This is a genomic window from Nodularia spumigena CCY9414 (genome assembly GCF_000340565.2).
In the GTDB taxonomy this organism is placed as follows: domain Bacteria; phylum Cyanobacteriota; class Cyanobacteriia; order Cyanobacteriales; family Nostocaceae; genus Nodularia; species Nodularia spumigena.
On record NZ_CP007203.1, the window covers coordinates 4,078,513 to 4,090,612 of the forward strand.

General features: G+C 39.6%; 12 protein-coding genes and 1 pseudogene. 5 read left to right on the forward strand and 8 right to left on the reverse strand.

Translation table 11 applies throughout. From position 1 onward, the window contains the following. Positions 1 to 1,157 (reverse strand): tetratricopeptide repeat protein (locus NSP_RS17820; RefSeq protein WP_017804296.1); only part of this gene is annotated, 1,157 nt, incomplete at its 3' end. 595 nt (positions 1,158 to 1,752) lie between these two features. On the opposite strand from NSP_RS17820, the gene NSP_RS17825 reads away from it, so the two are divergent. Next, the gene (locus NSP_RS17825) at positions 1,753 to 2,361 is read left to right on the forward strand and encodes a Uma2 family endonuclease (protein WP_006194585.1); all 609 of its coding nucleotides are present in this window, start codon (positions 1,753 to 1,755) and stop codon (positions 2,359 to 2,361) included. Positions 2,362 to 2,372: 11 nt separating this feature from the next. On the opposite strand, the gene NSP_RS17830 is transcribed toward NSP_RS17825, so the two are convergent. From NSP_RS17830 to NSP_RS17845, 4 genes are all read right to left on the reverse strand, one after another. Beyond that, entirely contained in the window at positions 2,373 to 2,978 is a 606-nt protein-coding gene (locus tag NSP_RS17830) for an RloB family protein (RefSeq protein WP_006194584.1), read from the reverse strand. Continuing rightward, a complete protein-coding gene (locus NSP_RS17835) occupies positions 2,971 to 4,275 on the reverse strand; it encodes an AAA family ATPase (RefSeq protein WP_006194583.1) in 1,305 nt (434 codons plus the stop codon). The genes NSP_RS17830 and NSP_RS17835 overlap by 8 nt, the downstream gene beginning before the upstream one ends. 193 nt (positions 4,276 to 4,468) lie before the next feature. Then, the gene (locus NSP_RS17840) at positions 4,469 to 4,951 is read right to left on the reverse strand and encodes a PIN domain-containing protein (protein ID WP_006194582.1); all 483 of its coding nucleotides are present in this window, start codon (positions 4,949 to 4,951) and stop codon (positions 4,469 to 4,471) included. Between the two features lie 5 nt (positions 4,952 to 4,956). Then, a complete protein-coding gene (locus NSP_RS17845) occupies positions 4,957 to 5,196 on the reverse strand; it encodes a hypothetical protein (RefSeq protein WP_006194581.1) in 240 nt (79 codons plus the stop codon). 377 nt (positions 5,197 to 5,573) lie between these two features. Here NSP_RS17845 and NSP_RS17850 point away from each other — a divergent pair, with 377 nt between their 5' ends. From NSP_RS17850 to ylqF, 4 genes are all read left to right on the forward strand, one after another. After that, entirely contained in the window at positions 5,574 to 7,400 is a 1,827-nt protein-coding gene (locus NSP_RS17850) for a tetratricopeptide repeat protein (RefSeq protein WP_006194580.1), read from the forward strand. 684 nt (positions 7,401 to 8,084) lie between these two features. Then, positions 8,085 to 8,549, forward strand: coding sequence for a CYTH domain-containing protein (locus tag NSP_RS17855; protein ID WP_006194579.1), 465 nt, complete (start codon positions 8,085 to 8,087; stop codon positions 8,547 to 8,549). A gap of 44 nt (positions 8,550 to 8,593) precedes the next feature. After that, a complete protein-coding gene (locus NSP_RS17860; RefSeq protein WP_006194578.1) occupies positions 8,594 to 8,962 on the forward strand; it encodes a VOC family protein in 369 nt (122 codons plus the stop codon). Positions 8,963 to 9,088: 126 nt separating this feature from the next. Continuing rightward, a complete protein-coding gene (gene ylqF / locus NSP_RS17865; RefSeq protein WP_006194577.1) occupies positions 9,089 to 9,973 on the forward strand; it encodes a ribosome biogenesis GTPase YlqF in 885 nt (294 codons plus the stop codon). Between the two features lie 140 nt (positions 9,974 to 10,113). Here ylqF and nifT read toward each other — a convergent pair whose 3' ends face one another. From nifT to nifV, 3 genes and pseudogenes are all read right to left on the reverse strand, one after another. Continuing rightward, positions 10,114 to 10,317 carry a putative nitrogen fixation protein NifT gene (nifT, locus tag NSP_RS17870; RefSeq protein ID WP_006194576.1) on the reverse strand — a complete coding sequence of 68 codons (204 nt, stop codon included), beginning with the start codon at positions 10,315 to 10,317 and terminating at the stop codon, positions 10,114 to 10,116. Then, positions 10,292 to 10,580, reverse strand: a pseudogene (locus NSP_RS17875) (nitrogen fixation protein NifZ). Before NSP_RS17875 ends, nifT begins: the two are co-directional and overlap by 26 nt. Next, entirely contained in the window at positions 10,570 to 11,700 is a 1,131-nt protein-coding gene (nifV, locus tag NSP_RS17880) for a homocitrate synthase (RefSeq protein WP_017804298.1), read from the reverse strand. The pseudogene NSP_RS17875 and the gene nifV overlap by 11 nt, the downstream one beginning before the upstream one ends. Positions 11,701 to 12,100: the final 400 nt, after the last annotated feature.

Consider the following 12,100-nt stretch of genomic DNA (forward strand, 5'->3'; position numbering starts at 1 on the left):
GCTTCCCCTCCCTTGTCACCCACTGCACGGCGTATGGGTAAAGCTTGGTTGTAGTATTTGAGCGCTTCTTGCTTTTCTCCTAATGAGTCGTAGACACTGCCAATATTATTGAGGGTGGTGGCTTCCCCTCCCTTGTCTTCCACTGCACGGTATATGGGTAAAGCTTGGTTGTAGAATTTGAGCGCTTCTTGCTTTTCTCCTAATGAGTCGTAGACACTGCCAATATTATTGAGGGTGGTGGCTTCCCCTCCCTTGTCTTCCACTGCACGGTATATGGGTAAAGCTTGGTTGTAGAATTTGAGCGCTTCTTGCTTTTCTCCTAATGAAGAGTAGACAGCGCCAATATTATTGAGGGTGGTGGCTTCCCCTCCCTTGTCACCCACTGCACGGTATATGGGTAAAGCTTGGTTGTAGAATTTGAGCGCTTCTTGCTTTTCTCCTAATGAGTCGTAGACAAAGCCAATATTATTGAGGGTGGTGGCTTCCCCTCCCTTGTCTTCCACTGCACGGCGTATGGGTAAAGCTTGGTTGTAGTATTTGAGCGCTTCTTGCTTTTCTCCTAATGAAGAGTAGACAGCGCCAATATTATTGAGGGTGGTGGCTTCCCCTCCCTTGTCTTCCACTGCACGGTATATGGGTAAAGCTTGGTTGTAGAATTTGAGCGCTTCTTGCTTTTCTCCTAATGAAGAGTAGACAGCGCCAATATTATTGAGGGTGGTGGCTTCCCCTCCCTTGTCACCCACTGCACGGTATATGGGTAAAGCTTGGTTGTAGTATTTGAGCGCTTCTTGCTTTTCTCCTAATGAGTCGTAGACAAAGCCAATATTATTGAGGGTGTTGGCTTCCCAGCGTTTATTATCAATTTGTTGCCAAAGCTTCAGCGCTTCTTGCCATTTCCCAATCGCCTGTCGCAGTGATTCTGCTGTCCCTTGTTGATAAAGCTGCACTCCCTCTTGATAAACCCGTTCCGCAGCAGCGCGACTGGCATTTTGTTGAGTGGTTTCTGGCTGCTGTGCTATCTGCAACCCTTGGTTTCTCTGTGTCGCCCCCACAGCATCAGACAGCAAAACCGCACTCAGCAACAAAATTAAACCTTGGCGGGTGATTTTCGGTAGCAAGTACCAGCGAACTCGGTCAAAGTTGGCATTATTATTCATTGTTTAGCCTTACACCCTCAAACCAGTGATTATTTACAGCCCTATCCTGTCGCTATCAATTCTGATGATTAGTCAATTATTTAATAATCGCCAGTAATATTGCTGAAACTTTATGTTGATTTTATGGGGACAGCTAGTTAACTCATGTGTGGTTGCAGTTTTAGTAACAGATTTGTTGGCGGCGTTGGGGTGCGAATGCGGATTTAATCAAATATAGAACCTCACCCCCAACCCCTCTCCTTAGTAAGGAGAGGGGAGAGTTTTACGCGACTTCTGAGGCGGGGTGAGGTCAAAAAAGTGATTTGGATGTTGTTTAATTTATATTCCTGGATGCGGGGTTTTAATCAAATACAGAACCTCACCCCCAACCCCTCTCCTTCTCCCAAAGGGAGACGCTACGCGAAGGTAAGGCTACGGTGTACACACAAGTGATCGAATTTAGCCCACACCGTAGCCCAAAGTGAGAGGCTAGCGCCATAAGCGTTCGCGGTAGCGTGCCGGAGGCTCTAGCTATGCCGAAGGCTTTATGCGGTTCGTTCCTCATATAAAAATAAAATATAATGAATTTAGCAGTAATTCGGTATTAAAAACTTATATGGTTTTACTTCAAGAATTATCTGAACTTTTACAAGCAGAAGATCCCGAAGAACGACAAACAATTACTGGTGTCAGTTGGGAAAGTTATGAAATTTTACTCAATGATTTAGGTGATAGTCGGCAATATAGAGTTACATATTTAGATGGAGTGATAGAACTGGTGTCACCAAGTCGCCGCCATGAACGGAATAAAACAAACATTGGTTCTTTGCTAGAAGCTTATTTTCAAGAAAAACGTATTCGTTATTTTCCTCTAGGTTCTACCACTTTCCGCAAACCAGCAAGCAGAAGCGGTACAGAACCAGATGAATCATACTGCATAGAGACAGAAAAAGAATTTCCAGATTTAGCGATTGAAATAATAGTAACTAGCGGGGGGGTTGATAAATTAGAAATTTATAAAATTTTAGGTGTCAAGGAAGTTTGGTTTTTTAGAAATAATCAATTTGAAGTTTATATTTTGCAGGGTGCAAATTATCAACAATTTGTCAACAGTGAGTTATTAGCAAATCTGGATTTAGTAATATTAGCGGAATATGCGATCGCACCAGATCCTTTAGAGGCTATACTAGCATTTCGGGAAATAGTTAAATCAAGTTTGGGTTAAAATTTTGTAGCTTATGGAATAAATTCGTTTAATGCTTCGACTAAAAGATGTACAGTTGTGGAAGGATTATCACTTTCTGGATTATGCGGATCATATTGCTTGAGAAGATTTCTAGCGTTTTTGATAGCAGTAGCTTGTAAATGTTCTAACTCTTCATAAATTAAATCGCTATTTTTTTGATATTTATTTTTTAGGAATTTATTTAACTTAGGAGTGTAATCTTGGCGAGGAAGTGCAGTGTTGAGAAATTCAAAATGCAATAAATACCATAATTCAAATGCTTCATTCGAGTAAGCAACTTGAAATCCTGCTTTCTTAGCATTTGCGATTGCATTTTTAAAATCTTGCTTCGGGCAATCATCTCGATCAAATACGCACCAAACTTGGTTATAATCTCCTTTATCATTCAACTCTTTTGCTGTTTCTACTAGCTTACTGGGATTATATCCGAATCCTCTGACATCTATTACATCTTTGGGGACACGAAAAGATTTAAAATAATTTGGTTCAGTTTTTTCACCTTCACAAATAATTAAAAATCTTTCTCTTAATTTCCTAGTTGCAACTTTTCTCTCAGAATAACCACGATTTTGCGCTTTTCTTGTGTTTTTAGGCATCAGGATTACCCAAAATTTGACTTAAGTTACCAATAAAGGGAATAGCGCCATATTTGCCTTGAATATAATCATTTTCAAATGAAGCATCATTCCTGATTGGATATTCGACTAGGGAATATAAATCTGTAGCACCATATTTATTTTTCTCTGTAAACCAAATCTGATCTCTCCGAAATAGTTTGTTACTTAGCAGGTTAGTATCATGAGTTATAAATATCAATTGTGCATTATTATAATTTGTTTCTTGAGAGTTAAATATTTCTACGATTGCTTTAGTAATTAGAGGATGAAGTCTAGCGTCAAATTCATCAAATATCAAAACATCACCATTTTTAAAAGTATCTACCAAAATCCCGGCGATAGAAACTATTTTTTGAGTTCCTTCGGACTCATGCTCATATAAATCAAATAATTCCAGAGATATATGATTACCTTGACTATCAAATTTTTGATGTACAGTTTTGATTAATGTTGCTTTTACAATTCCGCTCTTCACAATCATTTTTTTTAATTCTTCCGATGTATCTTCAGGCAAAGGCAAAGAATTAAGCCTGATTTCTGTTTCTTTTACTGTTATTTCTCTGATGCCTAAATCTAATTTTTTTATTAATTGAATAATGTCTGATCTATTATCATTACCTTCTGCTAAATAGCTAACTGTATAATCAGAAATGTCATCTAAGCCAGAAATTATTTTTAATTTTCTTGTGAGCCAATCTAGTATTTTTTCAGCTATTTCAACATTAAATTGAGCAGCTACTGATAGAAAAAGTGCATTATGCCTAGTTTTTGAATCAATTCCTCCACCTTTAAAAATTTTAGATATATTGAAGATTTCAGTAGATTCTTCAAAGTTACGTTCAAATATACGAGTTTCTCTTTTATTGGGAACATAAAATAGCCACTCTGAAATAACCCTTTGTTGAGTAGCTTCAAAACCATATCTATACTTTTTACCATCTAATAAAAAAACAATTTCAAATAAAGATGGTTCTGTTTCAGTTTCTGTACTAAGTCTAAATGGTTCAACTCCTATTTCTTCTGTACTTTGAGTTTCTTTAGAGGAGTTAATCATAAACCACTTCATAAAGCTGATAGCTTTTGCCAGATTACTCTTACCACTAGCATTAGCACCATAAATTGCAGCACTTTTGAGTAATGTCAGTTTATCGTCTACTGCAAAAGTATTGTTTTCATCAATTTTTGGGTCTTTGGCTACAATATTAGCTGCAACCATGCTAAAGGTGACTTTATCTTTAAATGATCTGTAATTACCAATACTAAACTCTATGAGCATAGTTAAGTTCTATTCCTAAAGGGCATACTCGTGAGATTTTCACAAATATCTAGTTTAAGCATAGCGGTTATCGATATATATCAACCAATAAATTTAGTAGTACATAAGCACTATTGAAATTAATGTCCGCTAGTGAAGCTTAATGATATTAAGACGCGATCACCTCTGGCGAGGCTTTGCCGATCGCATTTATCTAATCTGCAAAAATGGCATCAAAGAGCGATCGCTTAACTCTGAAATTAATTGCCACCATATTCTGATACAGTTGCTCTAAGCTACTAATGGTGATTTTGCCATCTATTTGAAGCTTTCTGATCACTGCTAAAGTTCCCTTAACGTTTAGTCCTAGTCGAATGGCTTCCTTTCTGGCTGCAAAATCATCCAAAATGATATAGTCAGTTTGTAACTCGATTGCTAAAGCAATAGCTTCTGACTCTCCTTTTCCCAGGCGCATATTCAAACTATCAGCTAAGAAACTTAATTGAATTTCTCTGACTACAATATTACCGGAATTAATTAACCCTATCACTTCCTGAAAAGCTTCATCAGGTTTAGCACTAATTTCCTGAGCAACAAAAGATGGTAAGTAAAATTCATCAGGATAATTCAGAAAGATATCCAAAAATCCTAGCCGGGCTAGGAAAATTAATGGAGAGGAGTTAAAAACAACCTGCACAGGCTTTACCAATTCCTCTCAATTGTGACATCCTGAGATATGAGATATGAAAACTCCAAACCCATCAAATCTAATAACTCAACAAATGTATCAAGCTCAATTTCCATAATTTCTGCTGCTTTTCTCAAGCTAATGACTCGTGAAAATAACGCACCCAGAACAAACAAAAACGTTTCCTTCTGGTCAATGTCATTGAAGAGTTGGATTTCTGACGCAACATTTCTTAATACTTCTTTGCTGGTCATGAGTCTTTTAGACTAAGGGTATGCTTACAGGATAGATGATTAGTTGTGTGATGCTCCAGGGACTAGGCAGCACAAATAAGCTCAAATAAATTGATACCAAAGTAAGAGGATGTTTGTAAAGTATCGATTATTACTAGCCCTGGCGACTAGAAGTCGCGGCTACACAGACAAAACCCGCCTGCGCGGGTTAAAAATCCCATTTTTTAATTAGTCCAGGTCGCTGGACTTTGCCTGTGTAGTAGCGTATCGCTAACGCGAAGCGTAGCCATATTATATTCGCCCATAGCGTAGCGTGGCGTTAGCCATAAACTTTTCAAACATCCTCTAAGATCGGCTTACAATGAGTGTCGGGAGTGTCATAACTCGGACAAACTTAGATGAATGCTGACGAATTTTTCCAACAGGGATTTAATAAACATTTGCAAGGGGACTATCAAGAAGCCATAGCAAATTATACTCAGGCGATTCAGCTATATCCAGACTACGCGGAAGCTTACTACAACCTGGGTATCATTCTCAGCGCTGAACTTCAAGATTATCATGGGGCGATCGCCAATTTTGATCAAGCTCTAGAAATTAATCCCCAATTCGCTGAAGCATATTGCAACCGCGCAAATGCGCGTTACTTTTTAGGCGATTATGAGGGTGCGATCGCTGACTTTGATCAAGCTATAGAAATTAAGCCCAATTTTACCCAATCTTACCACAGTCGGGGTAATGCCTACTTGGCTTTAGAAAAATACGACCAAGCCATCGCAAATTATCAACAAGCAATTGAAAATAGTCCTGAGTTAGCTACCCAAATTAACTGCGATATTGCGAAAGCTTTACATAATCGGGGTGTGGCGCGTTGTAATTACGGCGACTATCAAGGAGCGATCGCTGATTTTCAACAAGCTTTACAATGGCATCCTTATTTTGCTCCAGCTTACAGCAGTCGGGGTAACATTTACCAGATTTTAGGAGAATATCAGCAAGCGATCGCAGAACATGATCGCGCTTTACAACTAGATCCCAATTTAGCGGAAGTTTACCATAATCGAGGTAATGCCCGCTATGCTCTAGGAGACAATCAGGGTGCTATCAAAGATTACAATTATGCTTTGAAAATTAAGCCCCACTTTGCGGAAGCTTACTACAATCGAGGTCTTGTTTATTCTCGTCTTAAAGATTTTCCCCAAGCAATTGCTGACTTTAACCAAGCGCTGATCCTCAACCCTGATGATGTCCAAGCATACTCTGAACGGGGTTTGATTCGAGAAACTTTAGGAGAGTATTACCAAGCTCTTGAGGATTATAGCCAAGCATTACAAAAAAATCCCACCTTAGCTTTAGTATACGGCTTGCGGGCTAATGTTCGTCGCCTGTTAGGAGATTATCAAGGCGCAATTGATGATAGTAATCAATCTCTCAAACTTCATCCTCATCTAGCTCAAGGATACTGCGATCGCGCTACAACTCGCCGTATTCAGGGAGATTATCAAGGGGCAGTTCAAGATTATACTATGGCATTGCAGATTAATTGTAACTTAGCTGAGGCTTATTATGGCCGAGCTATTGCCTACGAATTTTTGCAAGATTTCGCCGCAGCAGTCGCTGATAATACTCAAGCAATACAGATGTTTCCTGACTTTTCTCCAGCCTACTGTAATCGGGGTAATGCTCATCGTTTTTTGAGAAATGAAAAGCAGGCAATGGCAGATTATAATCAAGCATTAGCTATAAATCCCGACCTTGTAGAAGCTTATTACAATCGGGCTTGTTTGCGCTATACACTCAAAGATTATCAAAGTGCAGTTGCAGACTATACCGAAGCATTACAAAGAAATCCTCAGTCTGCTACATTTTATAGCGATCGCGCCAATGCTCGCTATGCTCTGCAAGACTATCACGGAGCAATAGCCGATTATCATCAAGCTTTGGCTATTGATTCTAGTAGGGCTGAAGACTGGTACAATAGAGGTCGTAGCCTTTCTATGCTGGGAGACTTAACTGCCGCATTGGCTGATTTGAACCAAGCTTTACAATGTCAGCCTTATTGGGCTTCAGCCTATATGCTGCGCGCTGATATCCGCCGTCAGTTAGAAGACTATCAAGGTGCTATAGCCGATTTCCAAAAATCTGCTGATATCTATAATCGAGACGGAAATATAGAGTATTATCAACAAATTCTTGAGGCGATCGCACAGCTTGAGCATTTATAATCTTGTAGAAAAGTTATATGCAAATCTTTACATTGTTTTGCACTTGATGTCTTAAAAATAACTGTATATAATTATCTATTTTTCATTATTTTACTGTTGTCATGTAACGTTAATGTGACGGAAAATAATGTTCCATAGCTGATAATTTTGCTAGAATATATTCAAAGCCTTTTGGAATCTTCTCTTCGTAAACTTCCTGTGCTTGTAGAAATTACCATCAACTTACCAAACTAACATTATGAATCGCTTCACCTCTGGCTTGTTTGTAGGTTTGCAAGCGTCTATGTCATCTCTGGCTATTTCTCAGAGAACGGATATTGCTGAAAACCTACCTCTTTCTAACTATATCTATGACGGTGGACTTAACTTTGACCGTGGATCGGGACGCATCGGGAGCGGTTGCTAAATCCGCCTTAATTAACTTGAATATTCTCTCATTTGAGTAATTACTGTAATATTCATGAGAGAACTTAAGCAGTGCGGTCGCCAATACTTTGTTCTGGAAATCAGACTACCAGAATTTTGCCGAGCGATCGCACCAAATTTCCCTTAATTCCAGGTCATTTACAAGTTGATGGCCTGTTGTTTTGTATTATACTATAATAATAGACACTAAAGTCAAAAGTCAAATTGAATATTTTAAATATTCTTCAGATTTACTAAAAAAAAGCATAATTTCCCAAAATGGCGCAAGAAATCGAGCGTAAATATTTACTCAAAGAAGATAGTTGGCGCAAAATAGCTCAAGGAAGTGTATATTGTCAAGGATACATCGCCACAAAAGATAAAGTTACTGTCCGGGTGCGGATAGTAGGAAAACAAGGTTACTTAACCATTAAAGGACCGAGCGTTGAATGTTCCAGATTAGAGTTTGAGTATCCCATTCCTGTAGAAGATGCTCAAGAAATGCTAAATACATTGTGTCAAAAACCTTTTATCGAAAAAATTCGCTACAAAGTAGAATGGGGTGGTTTAATTTGGGAAATAGACGAATTTGATGGTTTGAATAAAGGATTAATTTTAGCAGAAGTCGAACTCAGTGATCCAAATCAACAGATTTCATTACCGCCTTGGGTTGGGGAAGAAGTAACCCAAGACCCCAGATATTTCAATAGCTATTTAGTCACAAATCCCTTTTCACAATGGTAACTGTGCCTAATTAACTGATAACTGATAACTGATAACTGTTAAATATGGTTTTCCAATATACCGAAGCACTCGTCACCATAGCATCTGTTAATTTTGCAAACTTAGTAGATTTCTATACCCAATTACTTAATAAAAAACCGACATCTTTCATCCCCAATGTTTATGCAGAATTTCAACTTCCTGGTGTAAGATTGGGGATTTTTCAACCTCAAAAAAACCATACATTAGAATTTGCTAACTCAGCAAATAGTCAGATAAGCTTGTGTTTAGAAGTGAGTAATTTAGAACAAGCGATCGCACACTTAGAAAAATTAGGCTATCCACCCCCCGGAGAAATCGCCACAGCTTCCCACGGAAGAGAAACATACGCTTATGACCCCGAAGGCAATCGTTTAATTTTACATCAAAAATAGATAACTTGCAAATAAACAAACACTCAATAAACCTCTCTGTTCCTCATTCCTCTGTGTCCTCTGTGCCTCTGTGGTTCATTTACTTCTAAAAAAAATGTTATAATAGGGAGTTATTAGTAATTAAGTATGTCATTAACTCAAAACTATAAATTAAACCTGATCCAATGGTATCCAGGTCATATTGCCAAAGCGGAAAAAAAGCTAAAAGAACAGCTAACGCGGGTAGATGTAGTCCTAGAAGTAAGAGACGGGCGGATACCTTTAGCGACACATCACCCCCAAATAGACGAATGGGTGGGAGATAAGGCGCGGGTATTGGTATTAAACCGATTAGATATGATTTCGCCCCAAGTGCGATCGCTGTGGGTAGATTGGTTTAAGCGTCACGGAGAAATCGCCTATTCTACCAATGCGAAACAAGGTCAAGGTATAACAGCGATCGCCAAAGCAGCCCAAGCAGCAGGGGTAAAACTCAATCAAAGAAGACGCGATCGGGGAATGTTACCTCGTCCAGTGCGAGCAGTAGTGATTGGATTTCCCAACGTCGGAAAATCAGCCTTAATTAACCGTCTCCTAGGAAAACGAGTCGTGGAAAGCGCCGCCCGTCCAGGAGTCACACGCTCGTTACGTTGGGTGAGAATTTCCGAAGAATTAGAATTACTAGATGCGCCTGGAGTCATCCCCTTAAGAATGGGAAATCAAGAAGCTGCGATTAAATTAGCAATTTGTGATGACATTGGTCAAGCGTCTTATGATAATCAATTAGTAGCATCCGCCTTCATCGATTTACTCAACGAACTCCAAGAGACAGCCGGAAATTTATTACCACCATCACCCTTATATACCCGCTACCAACTTGACCCCGTACCCTACACCGGAGAAAGTTATTTACACGCCTTAGCCGAACATCGTTACAAAGGCGACGTAGAACGCACAGCCAGACATCTGTTAACAGATTTTCGCAAAGGCTTACTAGGTAATATACCCCTAGAATTACCACCGCATTTGTAGATCAATATTCACCGTAATTGTTGCATCAAACTCTCCCCTCTCCTTAGTAAGGAGAGGGGTTGGGGGTGAGGTTAGTGTATTTTATTAAATCCGCACATTGTGGTGGAGGGTTTAAATTCCCGACCATGCACTCAGCACTTTTAACACAACCGTTTAGCTTCCACAGTTAACGGTAAACTTGCTTTATCTGGTAATTCACTAAATTCTAATTCCCAGCCATTTGCTAAAGTCAGAACTACCCCATCGTTACTATCTGCTTGTTTAACAACTTCTTCTTCCAGGTCTTTTTTAGCAACGTAAGCAACTAAAGTCCCCGCATCATTCATCCGCAACATTACTTTCATGAATTCTCCTCAACCGCTTCTAGTTCTCTTTTCCGACAACCGACAACAAACCCTTTCTCTAAAAAATGCACCGCATAAATATAGGAATTTTGTAGATAAGTGCCTATACTTGCTATGTAGCCAATATCTCCTTTGTTCCCTAACACCTCACCGACTTCTTTACCAGCAAACGTCCCATCATTTTTGATCAGTTTGCGAAGTCTGACTTTTTGACCAATTTCAAAAACAGGTGGTAAATTTAGCTCTAATTCATCAGGTTGCATGAGAGTACCTCTGTTCTCTTACCAAATTCAAAAGTTCTTCAACGGTTAAGTTGCGTTTTTGCTTTACCGACTGCTGGCGAACCGCATCCAAGACAGACTGGGTTTCCTCTGGGTTAAGAAAAATATCATTTTGCTGTAACAAACTCGTTACCAAATGTCTTCCAGAATGCTTACCCACCACTAAACGCCGTTCCCAACCTACTTCTTCCGGTGCAAATGGTTCGTAAGTCAGGGGGTTTTGCAGTACACCATGAGCATGGATTCCTGATTCATGAGCGAAGGTATTTTCACCCACAATCGCTTTCCAGGGTGGAACATGACAATTGGATGCTGAAGCTACCAGTTGGGAAAGTTCCAACAAACGGCGAGTATCAATTCCCAAATTGATTCCATAGATGCGTTTGATGGACATGACAACTTCTTCTAAAGCTGCATTTCCCGCCCTTTCGCCTACGCCGTTAACGGTGGTATTTACTGATGTAGCTCCGGCTTTGATACCAGCCAAGGCGTTAGCAGTCGCCAAGCCAAAATCATTGTGAGTGTGAATTTCCAGGGGAATCGACAAAGCCGAAACCAGCTGTTTAACTTTGGCGTAGGTGCTGAAGGGGTCGAGAACTCCCACAGTATCGCAGAAGCGAAACCTGGATGCGCCCCATTCTTGAGCATTCAGGGCGACATCTAAGAGAAAATTGGGGTCAGCTCTGGAAGAATCTTCGCCGCCGACTGCTACCCAAAGACCTTGATCAACTGCAAAGCTGATACAATCTTTGAGTCTTTGCAAACTTACCCGCCATTGACCATGAAATTTAGCCGCGATTTGGATTCCCGAAACGGGAATGGCGATATGTACTCGCTTTAAACCGCAGGTGATGGAAGCTTTGATATCTGAAAGCACCGCCCGGTTCCAACCGAGAAGACTGGCTTGCAAACCTAAGTCAGATATTGCTAGAATGGCGTGGGTTTCGGCTTCGCCCATTGCGGGAATTCCCACTTCTAGTTCGGGAACACCAATCGCATCAAGAAATTGGGCGATCGCTACTTTTTCTTCAAAGGTAAAAGCAACACCCGCCGCTTGTTCACCATCACGTAATGTAGTGTCATTAATTAAGATTTCATTCATCTCACACATCCCTCTTAGGAATTATTCTTAATATGCTTTCTGTTTTGGAGCTGATTTACCTGGAAATTCTGTTATGGTAAATGCCTAATACAAATGCTGAATGATGAATGGTAAATGCTATAAACTCTCAGATTTAATAGTTCATCTTCATGATTATTAAATCATAGCTAAATTCAAACATCATATCTGTATGGCAGAGAACCAAATATAGGTATATTTTAGAATTATTTTCACTATGGCTAAATCAGGTATTTTATAATAGTGAGTCATTCAGGTAACTATTAGCAAATCCTCAATACAGCAAAATAGCAAATCTGGCAAGAAAGTTAACGAATATAGTGGTTTGCTCGGATAATTACACGTCATTTATTTGGTGTCATGTGGGCAAGCTAACGCACTG